The sequence below is a fragment of the Streptomyces flavalbus genome, assembly GCF_042674625.1.
GTDB lineage: Bacteria > Actinomycetota > Actinomycetes > Streptomycetales > Streptomycetaceae > Streptomyces > Streptomyces flavalbus.
Genome location: NZ_JBHTEB010000001.1, coordinates 7,005,300 through 7,025,126 on the forward strand (window position 1 = coordinate 7,005,300; position 19,827 = coordinate 7,025,126).

Below are 19,827 nucleotides of genomic sequence, written 5' to 3' on the forward strand. Positions count from 1 at the left end.
CTACCCCAAACCCGCCCCACGGCGCAAGGCGGCCCCGCACGCCCCGCCCGCGACCCGGCGAGGCTTAGCGGCGCGTGTACCGGGAAACGACTACTCCAACGGTTGTCGCGCGACCGTCGGCCGACGCGGGAGGGGTCCTCGGTGGACGTGCCCTTGTACCTGAGGCCGCGAGTGGAGCCGCCGCTCGCCCAACTGCTGGAGGACACGCCGTTCCTGCACTCCCTCGTCGACGCGCTCGGCTCGCCCCTGAACGTGCTGCTGCCGGACACCGCCGCCGCCAATGCGGCCCGCTTCCGGGCCGTCTACCGCCGTCACCACCTCGCCGGACGCGTGTACTTCGCGCTCAAGGCCAACCGCTCCGCCGCCCTGCCGCGCCGCCTCGCCGTCGAGGACCCCGCCGCCGTGGGCGTGGACGTCGCCTCGACCGGGGAACTGCGGCACGCCCTGGGCTGCGGACTCACCGGGGACCGGATCATGGCCACCGGGCCCAAGGACCCGGAGTTCCTGTGGCTGGCCGCCCGCGTCGGAGCGACGGTGAACCTCGACTCGGCCGGGGAGCTGGACCAACTGGCGGCACTGGTACGGAAATACGGGCTTCCCCGGGTCCAGGTGCTGGCGCGGCTGTCCGGGTTCGAGGCGGGCGGCGCGGGCACCCGGGTGCTGTCCCGCCGCAGCCGCTTCGGCACCCCGCCGCACGACACCGACGCGCTGCTGACCGCCGTACAGCGGCACGCGGACGCCGTCGAACTGACCGGTGTCGCCTACCACCTGGACACCACCGGCCTGGAGGAGAAGGTCCGGGCGCTCGAACAGTGCGTGCTCTTCCTGGACGAGTGCCGGGCCCGCGGCCTCGCCCCGCGCGCCGTCGACATCGGCGGCGGGTTCGGCGTCGGCTACGTCGCCGACGCGGGGGAGTGGGAACGCTGGACCACCGCCCTCAGCGAGGCCGTCCTCGGGGTGCGCCCGCCGCTGACCTGGCGCGGGCACGGCTACGGCCTGCGCAACGAGGGCGGCACCGTCCGCGGCACGGCCGCCCTGTACCCTGGCCACCGGCCCACCGCGGGCCCCGGCTACCTCGACGAACTGCTCTCCACCCCCGCCCCGGTCCTCGGCCGCGCCCCCGCCACCCTGCTCCTCGAACACCTCCACGACCTGCACGTCGAACCCGGCCGCTCCTTGGCCGACCAGTGCGGGCTGACCCTCGCCCGGGTCCTGGAGGTACGGCCCACCGGCGACACGCACCTCGTCCGGCTCGGCATGAACGCCGGGGACATGACCCTGGAGGAGCACGGCGTCCTCGTCGACCCCGTGCCGCTGCCGCGCGGCGACCCCGCCCCCGAGGAGCGGCCGGTCGGCGTCCACCTCGTCGGCAACCTCTGCCTGGAGGCCGACCTGATCACCCGCCGCACGGTCTTCCTGCCCCGGCTGCCACGCGTGGGAGACCTGCTGGCCTTCGTCAACACCGCCGGATACACGATGGACTTCCACGCCCACCACGCGCAGCGGCAGCCCCTCGCGCGCACCGTGGCCGTGGAGCGGGAGGAGGAATCCTGGCGCTGGCGCCTGGACGAGGACTACTGGCCGATCACTCACCCGGGGGGAACGCCCGCATGAGGTACGACAGCATCACGGAGGCCATCGGCAACACACCGCTGGTGCGCATCGACCCCGCCGTGCACGGACTGCGCCACATCGACCTCTACGCCAAGCTGGAGATGCTCAACCCCTTCGGCTCCGTCAAGGACCGCCCCGCCTGGCACATGGCCCGCCCCGAACTGGAGGCCGGGGGCGAGGGCACGGTCGTGGAACTGTCCAGCGGCAACACCGCCAAGGCCCTCGCCCTGCTCGCCGGGATGCACGGCCGGAAGTTCCGCAGCGTCACCAACCGGATGCGGGTCCCCGAGATCAAGGAACTGCTGCTGCTCCTCGGCGCCGAGATCGAGGAACTGCCCGGCCGCAGCGAGTGCCTCGACCCCACCGACACCGACGACCCGCTCACCCACTTCCACCGCGCCCTCACCCGCCCCGGCTCCAGCCACCTCCACACCGACCAGTACTTCAACCCCCGCAACGTCGAGGCGCACGCGGAGGGCACTGGGCCCGAGATCGTCAAGGACCTCGACGGGCGGGCCCCGGACTGGTTCATCGCCTGCGTCGGCACCGCCGGTTCCTCCACCGGCATCGCCCGGGTGCTGCGCGAACACGACCCGGCGGTACGCGTCGTCGGCCTGGTCGCCGACAAGTCGGACTTCATCCCCGGCATCCGCACCATCGACGAGGTCCACCAGGTCGGCCTCTTCGACCCGGCCACCTACGACACCCTCGAAGCGGTGACCTCCGGAGACGCCATCGACGGCATGGTCACCCTCATCCGCCGCTGCGGCCTGCTCACCGGACCGACCGGCGGCGCCGCCTACCACGGGGCGGTACGGCACCTGCGGGACGCCGACACCCGGCTCGCGGGGTCAGGGGAGCGGCAGAGCGCGGTGTTCGTCGTCTGCGACCGCGCCGAGAGCTACCTCAGCTACGTACGGGCCCGCCGCCCCGAACTGCTCGGCAGGACCAGCCGCACCCCCTCCCTCGCCACGCTCACCGACGCCGAGGCGCGCGCCGAGGCCCGCGTCATCGGCGCCGCCGACGCCCGGCGCTGGACCACCGAGGGCGACCCCCGCCCGCTCGTCGTCGACCTGCGCGGCCCGCACGCGTACGCCGCGCTGCACATCGAGGGCTCCGTCAACATCGTCGACGAGCTCTTCGAGGAACTCCTGCGCGGCGGGCTCCCGTTCAGCAAGTCCACCCCCGTCCTGCTGGCCTGCCCCGTCGGTGAGAAGTCCCTGCGGTACGCCGCCCAGCTGACCCGGATGGGCCACCCCGACGTCCGCAGCCTCGCGGGCGGCATCGTCGGCTGGCGGGACGCGGGCGCGCCGCTGGTGCGCGAGTGAGCGCCGCGCCCCAGCAGGCCGGGACACCGGTGTGGCAGCGGGAGTTGCGCGAGCAGTTCCCGATCCTCACCGGCCACCCCGACCTGGTCTACCTGGACAGCGCGGCCACGGCCCAGAAGCCGTACGCCGTCCTGGACGCCGTACAGCGCTACCTCACGACGTCGAACGCCAACGCGGGCCGTGGCACCTACCCGTGGGCCAACCGCACCACGGACCTCGTGGAGCGCACCCGGCGACGGGTGCGGGAGTTCCTGCACGACCCCGAACCCGAGCGCTCCGCCGTCCACTTCACCAGCGGCACCACCGAGGGGCTGCGCGCCGTCGCCCGGGACTGGCTCGTTCCGCTGCTCGACGACGGCGACGAGATCCTCGTCCCGTTCCACGACCACCGCGCCAACCTCGACCCCTGGCAGGAGGCCCAGCGGCTGCTGGCCGAGCGCGGCACCGGCGTCCGGGTGCGGGCGCTGCCGTACCAGGCGTCGTCCGGCGACTACGACCACCGCGCCCTCACCGACGCCGTCGGCCCGCGGACCCGGTTCGTGGCCGCCACCCACGTCCACCACGTGTACGGCGGCGACATGAACGTGCACCGGCTGCGCGCCGCGGTCGGTCCGGACGTACCGATCTGCCTGGACGCGGCGCAGAGCGTCGGCCACCAGCCGGTGCGGCTCGACGACCCGGCGCTCGACGTCGACTTCGTGGTCTTCTCCGGACACAAGGCGATGGCCCTGCCCGGCACCGGGGCCGTCTGGGCACGCAACGCGCGCGGGCCCGCGTTCCGGCCCACCGGCTGGCAGGGCACCCCCAACACGGTGGGCATCGTCTCCCTCGGCGCAGCGCTCGACTGGCTCGACGCGGCCGGTCCCGACCGCATTGCCCGCTGGACGACCGCGCTCACCACCCGGCTCACCGACCGGCTGCGCCTCCTGGACGCCTACGAGGTCCTCGGCTGCCAGACCAGCCTCGCCGCCGACAGCGCGCTGCCGCACGAGCAGCGCCGCCACGGCATCGTCACCTTCCGGCACCGGGACATCCCCTCCGACGACCTCGGGTTCATCCTCTTCAGCCACGGCTTCATGGTGCGCGCCGACAGCCTCTGCCAGGCGGGCGCGGGGGAGCGGGACGGCTCGGTGCGGGTCAGCCTGCACGTCTACAACACGGAGGAGGAGATCGACCGGCTGTCCGACGTACTGACCTCCCTCGTGTGACGCACCGCCACCACCGGGCAAGTGATAACCGTTTCCACCTGTAGATTCGGTCCCGTATCCGGGGGACCCGGCAGACGCGAGACGAAAGAGGTGGCGCGACCAGATGGGCCTGAGTATGGCGGCGGCCAGGACGTGGGTGGAGCGCTGGGAGCGGCAGCAGCAGCGGTACGCGGTCGACCGCGAGGAGCGGTTCACCGTGATCGCCGACGTCGTCGAGCACGTGACGGCCGACCGCGCCCGGCCCCTCCTGCTCGACCTGGGCTGCGGACCCGGCTCCCTCGCCGCCCGGCTCGCGGCCCGGCTGCCGCACGCCGAGATCGTCGCCGTCGACATGGACCCCCTGCTCCTCGAACTGGGCCGCACCCACCACGCGGGCGCCGCCCGCTACGCGGACACCGTGATCGGCGCCGACGGCTGGACCCGCGCCCTCGGCCTCGACCGCCCGGTGGACGCGGCGGTCTCCACGACCGCCCTGCACTACCTCCCCGAGTCGGTGCTCCAGCGCGTCTACGGCGCGCTCGCCGCCCTGCTGCGCCCCGGCGGCGTGCTCGTCAACGGCGACCACTTCCCGCCGGAGGCGGCGCGCTGCGCCGACATCTGCGCGCACGTGGGCCGCCGCCGCGCCGAGCGGACCGGCGGGCACGACCACGAGGACTGGCGGTCGTGGTGGGCGGCGGCGGCCCGGGACCCCGAGCTGGCCGACCTGTTCACCGAGCGCGAGCAGCGGCTCGCGGTCCTCGGCGGCGGGGCCGGGGGGCAGTTGTCGGTGGAGTGCCACGAACGGCTGTTGTGGGGGGCGGGTTTCGGCCAGGTCGCGCCGGTCTGGCGGTTCGGGGACAGCGCGGTGCTGGTGGCGGTGGCAGGGGTGGGGGAGACGCCGAACGGGTGACAGGTCGTTGACATGTTCAGCGCCGGTCGGGATGCTGAGGGCAACCGCTTCTTCAACGATGTAAAGCGGCGGTGTGATGCGGTGCGCGCCGGTGTCCTCGGACGGTCCGGCGGGGACCGTGTGTGGGCGGTGCGCGCGGGTGCCTGCGGATGGTTTGGTGTGGACCGTGGGCGGGCGGTGTGCGCGCGGGCCCGCGGACGGTCCGGTGTGGACCGCGTGTGGGCGGTGTGCGCGCGGGTGCCCGCGCATGGTCCGGTGTGGACCGTGTGGGCGGTGCGCGCGCAGGTGCCCGCGCATGGTCTGCCGCGGACCACACGTGCTCTCCGCCGCGCGCCCCCGTACGCGTGAACCTCACGCCGCGACCCGGTCAAATAGCTCCCCACGGCACCATCCTGACCGTGCGTCATCACCCCACCCACGTTCCGCCGTCGGCATCCGGCGGCGCAGACCCCACCACGGAACGGGACCCATGAAACGCTTCCGCCCGCTGTACGGCGCCCTCGCCGTCGCCCTGTCCGGCGTCCTCGCCGCCGTGCTCTTCCTGACCTCCGCCGAACCCGCCCGCGCGGACCAGACCAGCCTGCGCGCCGCCGACCCGAGCGTGATCCGGGTCGGCTCCACCTACATCGCCGTCCGCTCGACCGGCGACGGCGTCGCCGTACGCCAGGCCCCCTCGACGGCGCAGCTCGCGACCGCGCCCGACCGGCGGGTGTGGACCAACCCCGGCAACCTGCCCGAGGTCTGGGCCCCGGAGATCGTGCGGGACGGCGGCCGGTACTACGTCTACTTCGCGGCCGGGTCCGGCGCGGCCCGCCGTACGTACGTCATCAGCTCGGCCAGCCCCGACAGCGGCTACGGCGCCGCGACCAAGCTCGCCCTGCCGGACGACAAGTGGGCCATCGACGGCACCCTGTTCACCTTCAACGGCCAGCGCTGGTTCGTCTGGTCCGGCTGGGCCGGGGACACCAACGTCGAACAGAACCTCTACATCGCCCGGATGAGCAGCCCGACCACCCCGGTCGGCGCGCGGTACGTCATCTCGCAGCCGCGGGAGGGCTGGGAGCGGGTGGTGGGCAACCCGTACATCAACGAGGCCCCGGAGGCGATCAAGGACCCGAACGGGCAACTGCACATCGTGTACTCCGCCAACGGGAGCTGGAGCGAGCAGTACTGCCTGGCCGACCTGCGGCTGCGCGCCGGTGGCGACCCGACGTACGTGTGGGACTGGTACAAGTCCAACGGCTGCCTGTTCGGCTCCAACCGGGACACGATGATGTCCGGCTGGGACCCGACGCTGTACGTCAACGGCCCCGGCCACCACAGCTTCGTGCTCCTCGACGGTGACATCGGCACCAGCCCGCCCGCCGGTCCGCGGTTCCCGCTGATGTTCCACGCGGTGCCGAAGGGCACGCCGTACACCTGGGCCAACCGGTACTGGTACACCGGTACGTTCTGCTGGTGGGGGAACACCACCTACCGCCGCGCCAACGTCCCGGGGCCGAACACGGACACCGGGTGGGGGCTGAAGTTCTTCGAGTGAGGGCGGTGGCGGCCCTGACCCCGGCTTGTCAGTCAGGGCCGCCGACTGTATAACTCCGGGACGTATAACGTTGTAAATGGCCGCCCGTCAGGGCCGGGAAGGGATGGACGTGCGGGTCAGCCTCAAGGACGTCGCCGCGCACGCGGGGGTCTCGATCAAGACCGTCTCCAACGTGGTGAACAACTACCAGCACGTCACCCCGGCGATGCGCGAGCGCGTCCAGCGCTCCATCGACGCGCTCGGCTACCGGCCCAACCTGGCCGCCCGCCACCTGCGCAAGGGGCGCACCGGCATCATCGCGCTCGCCCTGCCCGAGCTGGGCAACCCCTACTTCGCCGAACTCGCCGCCGCGGTCATCGACGCGGCGGCCGAGCAGGACTACATCGTGCTGCTCGACCACACCGGGGGCCGCCGCGAGCAGGAGATCCTGGTCAGCCAGGGCTTCCGGGCCCGGGTCATCGACGGCCTCATCCTCAGCCCCATCGAGCTGGAGACCGAGGACCTGCGCGACCGGGCGGACGTCCCGCTGGTGCTGATCGGCGAACGGGACTACGACCTGCCGTACGACCACATCGCCATCGACAACGTCGACGCCGCCCGTACCGCCGTGCGGCACCTGGTCGGCCTCGGGCGCCGGGAGATCGCGTTCATCGGGGACCGGCGCGGGCGCAGCGAGCCCGCGCAGTTGAGAGTGCGCGGCTGGCGCGAGGAGCTTGCCGCGGCCGGACTCCCCGCCGACGAGGGGCTGGTGGCGGAGACCGACGGCTGGGGGCACGCCGACGGGGCGGCGGCCATGTCCCGGCTGCTGGACTCCGGGCGGCGCCCGGACGCCGTGTTCGCCTACAACGACCCCATGGCCATCGGCGCGATGCGGGTGCTCCACGAGCGGGGGCTGCGGGTCCCCGAGGACATCGCCGTCGTGGGCTTCGACGACGTGATCGAGGGCCGGTTCGGCGCGGTGACGCTGACGTCGGTGTCGCCGGACAAGGAGGCCATCGGGCGGCTGGCGGTGGAGTCGGTCCTCACCCGCCTCGGCGGCACGGCCCCCGAACCGCGCCGCATCCGGGCCGAGTACCGGCTGGTGGAGCGGGAGAGCACGTTGGGGCGCCGGTCCACGGGCTGACGGCCCGCCGCCGCGGGCTGGGCACCGTCCGCTGCCCGCCCGTACCGGCTGGGGAAGCGGGAGAGCACACTGGGGCGCCGGTCCGCGGGCTGGGCACCGCCCGCTGGCCGCCGTACCGGCTGGGCACGGCCTGCCGCTCGTCGCCCGTCGCCCACCGCCCACCGCCCGTCGCCCGCCGCACCAGCCACCCGCCGCCGGTCCGCGGGCTGACGGCCTGCCGTCCACCACCGTTCACTGCTCACCGCCCGCCCGTCCCGGTCAGGGGGTGCTCCCGCTGCGGGGCGTCCGGGGCGGGCGGTGGTTCCGGGAGTGCGGCAGCGCGCTGGGTCGCCGCACCGCGGGCTGACGGTCCGCTGCTCCTCGCCGTTCACTGCCCGCCCGTCCGACCCTCGCCGTTCACTGCCTGCCCGCCCGACCCTCACCGTTCACTGCTCACCGCTCCCGTCCCAGCCAGGCGGTGACCCGACTTCCGTGCGTCCGGGGCGGGCCGCGGTTCGGGGAACGGGAGAGCACGCTGACCCCCTGGAGGGGCCGCGGCGTCACCGCCAGGCGGTCGCCTCCGTTCCGTGGACGCAGTACCGCTCGAAGGTGCTGGTGCCGCCGCGCTTGGGGATCACGCAGGCCGTCGCCCGGAACTCGCCGTCCGGGACGGTGACCATGCTGGTGAACTGGTCGTGGTCGTACTCGACCTCGGCGCTGCGCGCGGTACGGCCGGGCAGCACCTCCACCATCACCACGTCCCCGGGGTTGCCGTTCTGGACGCGCGCCCACACCGCCCGGCACGCCTCGCTGTAGCGGATCTGCAACTGGGCCGGGTTGTTGACGGCGGGTTTGAGGGTGCGGGCGTCCTCACCGCACCCCTCGCTCTGCGGGTTCTTCCCCTCGCACGCCGCCCCCGGGCAGGTCGGCTCGTCGAAGAGGGAGTTCATCACGCGGTCCCCGAGCGGGGTCACCGCCGCGGCCACCACCGCGCCGATGACGGTCACCGCCAGCGTCACGGTCGTCGGGCCGCCCAATCGTCTTCTCGGCGCGGGCTGGGGGGAGGGGGCGGGAGTCGTCGTGGGGGTGTCGTCGGTGCGGTTCACGCTCATGGGGGGATCACCTTGATTGACTGCTGCCGGATACCAGGATCGCCTCCCGCGGCGGCGGGAGATAAGGCGCAACTCGGGAGCAGGGAGGCATGGCGGCCCCCGCCCCGCGCGCCCCCGGACCGGGCCGTCGGCCGCTGGCGACAGCCGCCGTCCATCCGGCATCTCGAACAGACCTTGTGCGCAAGGGGTTTACAGCCCTCTTCCAACGATGTAAAAACCTCATGCGGCGGACCTGACAACGTTCGCACCGGGGGAGGAGCACCGCTTCCGCTCGTCCGTCACCCTCCCCACGTTCCCTGCCAGCGTCACCCGGATCGGGGTCACCATGCAGCGCAACCGCACTCACCGTCCTCAGCTCCTCGCCCGTCCCGTGGTGGTGGCCCTCGCCGCCGCCGTGGCCCTGACCGCCACCGCCTGCGCCAAGTCGGAGGACGACGCGGCGGGGGACCAGCAGTCCTCGACCGCCGCCGCCGACACCCAGCAGAAGGTCGTCGAGCCCAAGCCCGGCAGCGCCAACTGCGGCATCGACGCCTACGGCGGCGAGCAGCTCGACCTCGCGGACGCCACGGTCGGCTTCTCCCAGTCGGAGAAGGAGGCCAACCCCTTCCGGATCGCCGAGACCCAGTCCATCAAGGACGAGGCGAAGAAGAGGGGCGTCAAGCTCCTCACCGCCAACGCCCAGTCGCAGTTCTCCAAGCAGATCAGCGACGTCCAGGACCTGCTCGCCAAGGGCGCCGACCTGCTGGTCATCGCCCCGCTCAACTCCGACGGCTGGGACCCCGTCCTCAAGGCCGCCGCCGCCAGGAAGGTCCCGATCGTCACCATCGACCGCAAGATCAACGCCGAGCCCTGCAAGGACTACGTCTCCTTCATCGCCTCCGACTTCGTCGAGCAGGGCCGCCGCGCCGCCGACCAGATGATCGAGGCCACCGGCGGCGAGGGCGAGGTCGCCATCCTGCTCGGCTCCGCCGGGAACAACGTCACCACCGAGCGCACCCAGGGCTTCAAGGAGCGCCTCGCCGAGAAGGCCCCGGGCCTGAAGGTGGTCTTCGAGCAGACCGGCGACTTCGCCCGCGAGAAGGGCCAGCAGGTCACCGAGCAGCTCATCCAGTCCAAGCCCGGCATCAAGGGCATCTACGCCGAGAACGACGAGATGGGCCTCGGCGCCGTCGCCGCGCTCAAGGGCGCCGGGAAGAAGGCGGGCGACGTCAAGATCGTCACCGTGGACGGCACCCGCAACGCCGTCCAGGGCATCGTCGACGGCTGGATCAGCGGCGTCATCGAGTCCAACCCGCGCTTCGGGCCGCTGGCGTTCCAGACGCTGGACACCTTCACCCAGGGCGAGGAGGTCCCCCAGGACATCATCATCGAGGACGGCGCCTACACCGCGGACAACGCCGAGCAGGACCTCGGCAAGGCCTACTGACCCGCCCCGGGGCCCGGCCGCTCACCTCCCCCCGGACCGGGCCCCTCTGTCCCTCCGTCACCACTTATCCCAGGAGGCACAGTTGGCACCGACGGCCGAAGTCCTCGCCGTCCGCGGACTGAGCAAGACCTTCCCCGGCGTCCGGGCCCTCGACGACGTCGACCTCACCCTGCGCGCCGGTGAGGTGCACGCCCTCATCGGCGAGAACGGCGCGGGCAAGTCCACCCTCATCAAACTGCTCACCGGCGTCCACCGCCCCGACCACGGCGAGATCACCTTCCAGGGCCGCCAGGTCTCCTTCGGCACCCCGCTGGAGGCCCAGAAGGCCGGGATCTCCACCATCTACCAAGAGGTCAACCTCATCCCGCTGCTGAGCGTGGCCCGCAACCTCTTCCTCGGCCGCGAACCCCGCACCGGCCTCGGCCTGCTGGACTTCACCCGGATGCACCGCGAGGCCGAACAGACCCTGCGGACCTACGGCGTCCAGGTCGACGTCCGGCAGCCGCTGCGCACCCTCGGCGTCGGCGCCCAGCAGATGGTCGCCCTCGCCCGCGCGGTGGCCACCGACGCCCGGATCGTCGTCATGGACGAACCGACCTCCTCCCTCGAACCCCGCGAGGTGGAGACCCTGTTCTCGGTGATCCGCCGCCTGCGGGACGACGGCATCGCCGTCATCTACGTCAGCCACCGCCTCGACGAGCTGTACGCCGTCTGCGACACCGTCACCGTGCTGCGCGACGGCCGCCGCGTCCACCACGGCCGCCTCGCCGACCTCGACCGGCTCGCCCTGGTCTCCACCATGCTGGGCCGCGAGCTGGGCGAGGTCCGCCGCGAGGGCGTCACCAAGTTCACCGGCGACCACCACGACGCCGACGCCGCACCGGTCCTCACCGCCGACGCGCTGACCGTCCCGCACAAGCTGCACGGCGTCTCCGTGCGCATCCGCCCCGGCGAGGTCGTCGGCCTCGGCGGACTCCTCGGCTCCGGGCGCACCGAGACCGCCAAGGCCATCTCCGGCGCCCTGCCCGTGCGCTCCGGCAAGGTCACCGTCGCCGGGCTCCCGCTGCGCGGCGGCTCCACGCCCGCCGCCATCCGGGCGGGCATCAGCCTGCTGCCGGAGGACCGCAAGAGCGAGGGCATCGTCCCCGGCCTGTCGGTCCGCGAGAACATCGCCCTCGCGGTGCTGCCCCGGCTCTCCCGGTTCGGCCTGGTCTCCGAGGCCCGCGTCGACAGCGTCGTGGACACCTTCGTCAAGCGGCTCCGCATCAAGGCGTCCTCACCGCACCAGAAGGTCGGCGAACTCTCCGGCGGCAACCAGCAGAAGGTGCTGCTCGCCCGCTGGCTGGCGATGAACCCCAAGGTCCTGCTGCTCGACGAGCCCACCCGCGGCATCGACGTCGGCGCCAAGGCCGAGGTGCAGAAGCTCGTGGACGAACTCGCCGCCGACGGCCTGGGCGTCCTGCTCATCTCCTCCGACCTGGAGGAACTGATCGAAGGATCGGACCGCGTGGTCGTACTGAAGGACGGCGCCGTCGTCGGCGAACTCACCGGCGACGACGTCACCGAGGACAAGCTGATGCGCACCATCGCCGGGGACGACGCCCCGGCCCACGGCGTGGCGAAGGGGGCGGCCCTCGATGGCTGAAGCCACCCTCACCACCGCCACCTGGGACCGGGCCCGCGTCCTGAACTGGCTCCAGACCTACGGCGTCTACGCGGGCGTCGCCGCCCTCCTCGTCGTCAACACCGTCATCACCCCGCACTTCCTGTCCGCCGAGAACTTCCGCACCCAGGCCGTCCAGGTCGCCCCCGTCATCATCGTCGCGCTCGGCATGGCCCTGGTCATCGGCACCGAGGGCGTCGACCTGTCGGTGGGCGCGGTGATGGCGCTCGCCGCCTCCGTCACCGCCCTCTACCTCGGCTACGGACTGCTGCCCGCCCTGCTGGTCGTCGCCCTGTTCGCGGCCGGGGTGGGGCTCGCCAACGGGGCGCTGGTCGCGTTCGTCGGCGTCCAGCCCATCGTCGCCACCCTCGCCCTGATGGTCGGCGGCCGGGGCCTCGCCCTGGTCCTGCTGCCGCAACTGGAGGACCTGCACAACCCGGCGCTGGCCTCCCTCGGCTCCGACGACATCGCCGGGGTGCCGTACCTGATCCTGATCGCCGCCGCGCTCGCCCTGCTGGTGGCGTTCGTGGTGCGCCGCACCACCTTCGGGCGCCAGCTCCTCGCCATCGGCGACAGCCGACCGGCCGCCCAGCTCGCGGGGCTGCCGGTGCGCCGGGTGCTGATCACCGTCTACGTCGTCTGCGCGCTGCTCGCCGCCGTCGCCGGGGTGCTCGCCACCGCCCGGCTCCAGGCCAGCGACCCGACCTCGCTCGGCAACCTGATGGAGCTGTCCGCGATCACCGCCGTGGTCGTCGGCGGCACCCCGCTCACCGGCGGGCGGGTCAACATCGCGGGCACGGTGGCCGGAGCCGTCCTCATCCAACTGCTCACCGCCACCCTCATCAAGCACGATCTGCCGCCGTCATGGACCCAGATCGCCCAGGCCATAGTGATCGTCGCCGCCGTCTACGCGGCACGGGGACGGGGGAAGCGATGACCGTGACCAGGCCGGACACACCCGTGACCGCCGCGAGCAAGACGGCCGGGGGCGCCGAACCGGTCGGCGCGGCCCGCTCCGAGCGGCTCAGCGCGCTGGTCCAGCAGCACGGCGCGCTGGCCGTGCTGGTGATCGTCTCGATCGTCGCCTCGATCAGCTTCGACTCCTTCGCCACCGGCGACAACGTCAGCAACATGGCGACCAGTTCGGCGTTCCTCGCGATCGTCGCGCTCGGCATGACCTTCGTCATCATCACCGGCGGCATCGACCTGTCCGTGGGCTCCCTGTTCGCCCTCGGCGGGGTGCTCGCCGCCTGGGGCTCCCGGCACGGCACCCTCGTGGCGCTGCTGCTGCCGCTCGCCGTGTGCGGCGCGATCGGCGTCGTCAACGGGCTCCTCGTCGCCCGCTCCCGCCTCGCGCCCTTCATCGTCACCCTCGCCGCCATGCTCGGCGCCCGCGGGCTGATGCTCGCCCTCACCGACGAGGGCGCCGAGACCTACCTCATCGCCAAGGGGTCCTTCCTCGCCGAACTCGGCCAGGGCTCCACCCTCGGCCTCGGCAACCCGGTGTGGATCACGCTCGCCCTGTTCGTCGCCGGGGCCGTCGTGCTGCGCCGCACCCGGTTCGGGCAGCACGTGTACGCGGTCGGCGGCAACGAGGACGCGGCGGCGCTGATGGGCGCCCCGGTGGCCCGCACCAAGATCCTCGTCTACACGCTGTCCGGGGTGCTCGCCGGGCTGGCGGGCGCGCTCAACGCCGCCTGGCTCGCCTCCGGCGTGACCATCCTCGGCAACGGCATGGAACTGGAGGCCATCTCCGCCGCCGTCATCGGCGGCACCCTGCTCACCGGCGGGCTCGGCTACGTCAGCGGCTCACTGGTCGGCGTCCTGCTGCTGAAGGTGATCCAGAACGTCATCAACCAGATCGGCTCCCTGGACTCCTCCTACCAGCAGGTCGTCAGCGGCGCCTTCCTCGCCCTCGTCGTCATCGCCCAGACGTGGCTGGGCCGCAGACGGCAGCTCCTGTAGCCGGAAGCGAGGGCCCCGGCGCCGTACGCACCCGCACGTCTCCCACCCCCACCCCGCAAGGAGGCACGATGCGTAGCTCACCCGCCCGGCGGCCCTTACGGGCCCTCAGACCCCCCGCCCGCGCACTGGCCGTACTGGCGCTCCTCGCCGGTACGGCCGTCGCCGCGTCCGGCGTCCCCGCGAGCGCCGCGCCCCAGGCGTGGACGCCCAAGCCCGCGCCCATGACCACCCCGTGGACCAACCAGGTCCCCGTCGACAACCCCCTGCCCGAATACCCGCGCCCGCAGCTCACCCGCCCCGACTGGGCCAACCTCAACGGCGTCTGGGACTTCGCCGTCACCTCCGCGGACGCCGGTCAGCCCGCCACGTTCGGCGAGCAGATCCGCGTCCCCTTCCCCGCCGAGTCCGCGCTCTCCGGCATCCAGCGCCGGATCACCCAGAACGACAAGCTCTGGTACAAGCGCACCTTCACCGTGCCGTCGCAGTGGAACGGCCGCCGCGTCCAGCTCAACTTCGGCGCCAGCGACTGGCGTACGACGGTCTGGGTCAACGGCCGCCAGGCCGGGGCCGTCCACTCCGGCGGCTACGACGCCTTCTCCCACGACATCACCGACCTGCTGAACGGCGGCACCAACACGATCGTCGTCTCCGTCTGGGACCCCACCCAGACCGGCGGTCAGGCCGTGGGGAAGCAGCGCGTCAACGACGTCACCCCGCACCCCGGCGGCGGCATCTTCTACACCGCCGCGTCCGGGATCTGGCAGACGGTGTGGCTGGAACCCGTGAACGCCGCGCACATCGCACGGCTCGACCTCGTGCCCGACCTCGCGAACAACCGGCTGCGGGTCACCGTCCGCGGCGGCGGCACCAGCGGCCAGCAGGCCCGCGTCACCGTCTCCAGCGGCGGCACCACCGTGGGCACCGCCACCGGCCCGGTCGGCACCGAGTTCACCGTGCCCGTGCCCAACGCGCACCGCTGGACCCCCGACGACCCGTTCCTCTACGACGTCCGCGCCGACCTGCTCTCCGGCACCGCGACGGTCGACTCCGTCGGCAGCTACACCGGGATGCGCTCCATCGCCGTAGCCCGCGTGGACGGCGTCCTGCGCCCCGTCCTCAACGGGCAGTTCGTCTTCCAGACCGGCACCCTCGACCAGGGCTACTGGCCGGACGGCATCTACACCGCGCCCACCGACGCCGCCCTGCGCCACGACCTCCAGAAGCACAAGGACCTCGGATTCAACATGGTCCGCAAGCACATCAAGGTCGAGCCGCAGCGCTGGTTCTACTGGGCCGACCGGCTCGGCCTGCTGGTCTGGCAGGACATGCCGTCGATGGACCTGCGCACCCCCGACGCGGCGGCCCGCGTCCAGTGGGAGGCCGAGTACGACCGGATCATCGACCAGCACCGCAGCTCACCGTCGCTGGTCATGTGGGTCAACCAGAACGAGGGCTGGGGCCAGTACGACCAGGCCCGCATCGCCAGTGAGGTGAAGGCGTACGACCCCTCGCGCCTCGTCAACAACATGAGCGGCGTCAACTGCTGCGGCGCCGTCGACGGCGGCAACGGCGACGTCCTCGACCACCACGTCTACGTCGGCCCCGGCACCACCGTGCCCAGCGCCACCCGCGCCGCCGTCCTCGGCGAGTACGGCGGCCTCGGCTACAAGGTGCCCGGCCACGAGTGGTACCCGGGCGGCGGCTTCAGCTACGAGGACCAGCCCACCCTCGCCCACCTGAACAACCGTTTCGTGGGCCTCCTCGACGGCATCCGCGAGGTGCGGATGCCCAGGGGCCTGTCCGCCGCCGTCTACACGGAGATCACCGACGTCGAGAACGAGGCCAACGGCCTGCTCACCTACGACCGCCAGGTGGTCAAGGTCGACGAGGCGCGCGTACGCGCCGCGAACCGGGCCCTCATCGACGCCTCCCGCTCCCCGCAGGCCCCGCTCACCCTGCCCACCGGGCAGTACCGGTCCCTGCGCGTGACCACCCCCGGCCACACCGACCGCTATCTGCGGCACCAGGACGGGGCGGCCTTCACGGAGGTCGTCACCAGCGGCAGCCCCGCGCTGCTGAAGAACGACGCCACCTGGCGGATCGTTCCCGGACTCGCCGAAAGCTCCTGCTACTCCTTCGAGTCGCGGAACTACCCCGGCGAGTACCTGCGCCACCGCGCCTACCGCGTCTACAAGGAGGGCGGCAGCGGCGACCTGTTCCGCGCCGACGCCACCTTCTGCCCCGTCCGTGGCGCGGGCGGAGGCGTGCGGCTGTCCGCGTACAACTACCCCGAGCAGTACCTGCGCCACTACAACGCCGAGGTGTGGCTGGCCACTCCGGGCGGCAACCACACCTGGGACAACCCCGCCCTGTTCACCGAGGACACCACCTGGGCGGTGGAGGCGCCGTGGGCGCCGTGAGCTGACGGCGACGGCGGGCGGCGCCTGAGCGCCGCCCGCCGCGGGTCACCGGGAGCGGCTACGGCTTCTCCCCGGCGTGCAGGGCGCTCACCTCCTCGGCGGTGAGCGCCTTGTCGTAGGCGTGCACCTCGTCCACGGCGCCGTTCCAGAAGTCGGTGTCGTCGCCGTCCCACTGGGCGCGGCCCACGGCCAGCGGGCCGGTGCTGACGTAGTTCGGGCCGCTGGCGTTGGTCGCCGCGAGCTTCCCGTCGACGTACAGCCTGATCTGGCCGCTCGCCCCGTCCCGGACGCCGACGAGGTGGTACCAGCGGCCCAGCTCCGGGGTGGTCACCAGCCGGGCCGCTGCCCGCCGGGCAGGCTGAAGGCGAAGGCGCCCTGCCCGTACTGGAGGTAGAACGGGCTGGCCTGGCGGCGCCCGTCCTGGCTGACGGCGGTGGCGTAGTTGCCGGGGAGCCCGTCGAGGCGCACCCAGGCGGCCACCGAGTAGCTGCCGGTGGTGTCGAGCACCGGCCCGTCGGTCGCGGCGTACTGCCCCCGCCCGTCGAACCTCAGCGCGCTGCCGCTGACGCCGTCCGTCCACGTGGTGCCCTCGGACAGGGTCAGGGGACTGTCGTTGGGGCCGTCGTCCGCGGCGGTGGCGCCGGTGCCCTCGTCGAGGGTCCAGTGGCCGCCGCCGGTCAGCGGCTCCCGGTCGCCCGCGGCGGCACCGGCCGCGATGACCTTGAGGTTGATCTCCCGCACCGGGGCCGGGTCGACCTTGATCTCCCTGCGGTCGTAGGTCCACAGGCCGTTGAGCTCGTTCTCCAGGTCGGTGATCTGGGTGTAGACCGACCCGGACAGCTCGGCCCCGGCCTGGTCGAGGTAGTACCGCTCGGTGTTCTCCACGTACCGGCGGGTCAGCTGCTCCTTGGTGTTGACGCCGCTGTAGATCACGGTCGGGGCGCCCGGCCACATGTGGCCCGGGGTGCGCAGGGTGAAGCCGCCGTGCTCACCGTCCATGGCGGCCCGGGTGGCGTCGGGGAAGGGCGGGTCGGTGTTGTTGTAGTCGTGGTGGTCGATGATGTCGCCCTTGCCGGAGTCGCCCTTGGAGTTGCAGCAGTTGACCCCGCTGTGGGCGTTGACGACGCGCGACGGGTCTGCCGCCCGCACCGCCTCCGTGATCTGGCCGGTGACCGTGCGGTCCCACTCGCCCCAGCCCTCGTTGAAGACGATCCAGCCGATGACGGACGGCGCGTTGTGGTGCTCCCGTACGACCTCCATGCCCTGGTCGACGAAGCCCTCGCGGCCGGTGTCGGTGCGGTAGTCGCCGGAGACGAAGTCCTGCCAGACCAGCAGCCCGAGCCGGTCCGCGTGGTAGAACCACCGCGCGGGCTCGACCTTGATGTGCTTGCGCACGGCGTTGAAGCCGAGTTCCTTGTGCGCCTTGAGGTCGAAGGCGAGGGCCGCGTCGCTGGGCGCGGTGTAGAGCCCGTCCGGCCAGAAGCCCTGGTCGAGCGTGGCGAGGGAGAAGATGGGCTTCCCGTTGAGGACGAGCTTCTGGTAGCCGCCGACCTCCTCGACGCCGATCTCCCGCATCCCGAAGTAGCTGCCCACCTGGTCGGCCGACTTGCCGTCGGTGAGGCGGACGTCGAGGTCGTACAGGTAGGGGTCGTCCGGCGTCCACAGGTGCTGCCGGGCCACGGGCAGCCGCAGCTCGCGGCCCGCGGGTCCGCTGACCCGGCCGACGACCCGGCCGCGGGCGTCGCGGGCGACGGCCTCGACGCGGGCGCGCGCGGAGGCGTTCTCGGACTCGACGGTGACCGCGAGGGTGCCGGAGTCGATGTCCGGGGTGGTGACTACGTTGTCAATCGACACGTCGGCGACCGGTTCCATCCACACCGTCTGCCAGATGCCCGACGACTGGGTGTAGAAGATGCCGCCCGGGTTCCGGGACTGCTTGCCCATCGGCTGGTCGGCGCCGCCGGTGTCGGTGACCGCGACGACGATCTCCTGCGGGCCGCTCCGCTTGAGGGCGTCGGTGATGTCGGCGCTGAAGGCGTCGTAGCCGCCGGTGTGCTCGGCCACCCGCCGCCCGTTGACCCAGACCGTCGTCTGGTAGTCGACGGCGCCGAAGTGGAGCTTCAGCCGGTTGCCCTTGCCGACCTCCCAGTCCCTGGGTACGTCGACGAGCCTGCGGTAGAACATGTGGTCCTCGTGGCGTTCCAGTCCCGACAGCTGGGACTCGACCGGGAACGGCACGATGATCTTCTCGTCCAGGTCCTTGCCGAACACCGGCTGCTCACCGGCGTCGGCGCCGCTGAACTGCCAGGGGCCGTTGAGGTTCCTCCACCGCTCGCGCACCTGCTGCGGGCGCGGGTACTCCGGGAGCGGGTGCTTCGGGTCGACCTTGTCGCCCCACTCGGTGGTGAGACGGTGGCTGGAGGTGTTCCGCGCCCAGCGGACGAGCTTCGGCACGGTCTCGCCGCCGACGGTGAGACCGGCCTCGCCGTCGTAGCCGAACCTGACCTGCTGGCCCCGCTGGACCGGCTCGGCCAGGTTCACCAGCAGGGTGTCGGGGGCGGCGGGGTCGACGGTGGCCGACTCGACGGGCATCTCGGTGGTGTCGGCCTCGACCTCCAGGTGCTCCCGGGCCGCCTGGACGTCGCCGACGGGGCCGTCGAAGCGGGCGCGCAGCCGCCGTCCGTCCTCGGTGACGACCGGTTCCACCGGATAGACCTCGAAACCGGCGGGCGGGGTGAACGCCGACATCGGCACGATCTGCTTGGGCAGCGTCGGGGTCGACCAGCGCAGGTACATGTTCGCGCCGCCGAGGTCCTGGAACATCTCCAGCCGGAACTCGTGCCGCTCACCGGCGGTCAGGTGGACGGGCGCGCTGGTCTGCTCCCGGTCCCAGTCGGGCTCCCAGTGGTCGATGACCGGCTCGCCGTCGACGAACAGCCGGAAGCCGTTGTCCCCGATGGCGTAGAAGGTGTAGTCGCCGGTCTCCGGTGCCGTGAGCTGGCCGGTCCAGCGGGCGGTGGTGTGCTCGGTCTGCCCGGTCAGCTCCTGGAAGGTGCCGGTCAGTCCGGAGAAGTTGATCTGCGGGTCGAGCACGGTGCCGCCGAGCACGGCGAAGTCCCGGGCGCCGGGCGCCGACATCCGGAAGTACTCGCCCTTCAGGCCGTGCACCTGGACCGGGGCCTGTTCGGCGGCCGCGCGCACGGACGCGCCGCCAGCGGCGGTCGTCGTCCCGGCGGCGGACGCGGCGGGCGTGAGGGCGGTGGTGGGCAGTACCAGGGCCGCGGCGGTCAGCAGGGCCCAGACCGCGCCCCGTGAGCGCAGTGGTCGTCCGGGCCGTCTCGCACCTGATCGGCGTCTTGTCGTCCTTGTCATGGAACCCTTCCTCGCGCAGCGGGCGTGGACGTCCAGCGCGGCCTTCCCCCGCGTCCTTCCAACGTTGGAAAACCGGGCCAGCGGAATGACAACACGCCCTCAGGGGACTGTCCAGACCTCGCGCACAAGTGAGTTGACGCGCGCTTGACCAACGGACGGCTTCTCCTGCCGGACCCAGACCAAGGACG

General features: G+C 72.5%; 12 protein-coding genes and 1 pseudogene. 11 read left to right on the forward strand and 2 right to left on the reverse strand.

From position 1 onward, the window contains the following. The first annotated feature begins 141 nt into the window (after positions 1-141). From ACFQZ6_RS31280 to ACFQZ6_RS31305, 6 genes are all read left to right on the forward strand, one after another. Positions 142-1,614 (forward strand): Y4yA family PLP-dependent enzyme, encoded by a 1,473-nt coding sequence (locus ACFQZ6_RS31280; protein WP_381615892.1) that lies wholly within the window; start codon positions 142-144, stop codon positions 1,612-1,614. After that, positions 1,611-2,942, forward strand: coding sequence for a pyridoxal-phosphate dependent enzyme (locus ACFQZ6_RS31285; protein WP_381615894.1), 1,332 nt, complete (start codon positions 1,611-1,613; stop codon positions 2,940-2,942). Before ACFQZ6_RS31280 ends, ACFQZ6_RS31285 begins: the two co-directional genes overlap by 4 nt. After that, positions 2,939-4,150, forward strand: coding sequence for an aminotransferase class V-fold PLP-dependent enzyme (locus ACFQZ6_RS31290; RefSeq protein ID WP_381615897.1), 1,212 nt, complete (start codon positions 2,939-2,941; stop codon positions 4,148-4,150). The genes ACFQZ6_RS31285 and ACFQZ6_RS31290 overlap by 4 nt, the downstream gene beginning before the upstream one ends. 103 nt (positions 4,151-4,253) lie before the next feature. Next, the gene (locus ACFQZ6_RS31295; RefSeq protein ID WP_381615899.1) at positions 4,254-5,039 is read left to right on the forward strand and encodes a class I SAM-dependent methyltransferase; all 786 of its coding nucleotides are present in this window, start codon (positions 4,254-4,256) and stop codon (positions 5,037-5,039) included. Positions 5,040-5,508: 469 nt separating this feature from the next. Continuing rightward, the gene (locus ACFQZ6_RS31300) at positions 5,509-6,579 is read left to right on the forward strand and encodes a glycoside hydrolase family 43 protein (RefSeq protein WP_381615902.1); all 1,071 of its coding nucleotides are present in this window, start codon (positions 5,509-5,511) and stop codon (positions 6,577-6,579) included. Between the two features lie 109 nt (positions 6,580-6,688). Next, entirely contained in the window at positions 6,689-7,702 is a 1,014-nt protein-coding gene (locus tag ACFQZ6_RS31305; RefSeq protein ID WP_381618798.1) for a LacI family DNA-binding transcriptional regulator, read from the forward strand. Between the two features lie 539 nt (positions 7,703-8,241). On the opposite strand, the gene ACFQZ6_RS31310 is transcribed toward ACFQZ6_RS31305, so the two are convergent. Then, positions 8,242-8,793 (reverse strand): DUF2690 domain-containing protein, encoded by a 552-nt coding sequence (locus ACFQZ6_RS31310; protein ID WP_381615904.1) that lies wholly within the window; start codon positions 8,791-8,793, stop codon positions 8,242-8,244. Positions 8,794-9,118: 325 nt separating this feature from the next. Here ACFQZ6_RS31310 and ACFQZ6_RS31315 point away from each other — a divergent pair, with 325 nt between their 5' ends. The 5 genes from ACFQZ6_RS31315 to ACFQZ6_RS31335 all read left to right on the forward strand — a co-directional run bounded on the left by ACFQZ6_RS31315 (position 9,119) and on the right by ACFQZ6_RS31335 (position 16,267). After that, on the forward strand, positions 9,119-10,219 hold the full coding sequence (locus tag ACFQZ6_RS31315) for an ABC transporter substrate-binding protein (RefSeq protein WP_381615907.1): 1,101 nt from the start codon (positions 9,119-9,121) through the stop codon (positions 10,217-10,219). An 82-nt stretch (positions 10,220-10,301) separates the two neighbouring features. Further along, positions 10,302-11,864: a sugar ABC transporter ATP-binding protein gene (locus ACFQZ6_RS31320; protein ID WP_381615910.1), complete on the forward strand. Its 1,563-nt coding sequence runs from the start codon at positions 10,302-10,304 to the stop codon at positions 11,862-11,864. Beyond that, complete coding sequence (locus tag ACFQZ6_RS31325; protein WP_381615913.1) at positions 11,857-12,819, forward strand: ABC transporter permease; 963 nt, start codon at positions 11,857-11,859, stop codon at positions 12,817-12,819. The genes ACFQZ6_RS31320 and ACFQZ6_RS31325 overlap by 8 nt, the downstream gene beginning before the upstream one ends. Further along, complete coding sequence (locus ACFQZ6_RS31330; protein WP_381615916.1) at positions 12,816-13,847, forward strand: ABC transporter permease; 1,032 nt, start codon at positions 12,816-12,818, stop codon at positions 13,845-13,847. Before ACFQZ6_RS31325 ends, ACFQZ6_RS31330 begins: the two co-directional genes overlap by 4 nt. Before the next feature lie 68 nt (positions 13,848-13,915). Further along, positions 13,916-16,267, forward strand: coding sequence for an AbfB domain-containing protein (locus ACFQZ6_RS31335; RefSeq protein WP_381615919.1), 2,352 nt, complete (start codon positions 13,916-13,918; stop codon positions 16,265-16,267). 58 nt (positions 16,268-16,325) lie between these two features. Here the strand turns inward: ACFQZ6_RS31335 and ACFQZ6_RS31340 are convergent. Next, positions 16,326-19,561, reverse strand: a pseudogene (locus ACFQZ6_RS31340) (LamG-like jellyroll fold domain-containing protein). Positions 19,562-19,827 lie beyond the last annotated feature (266 nt).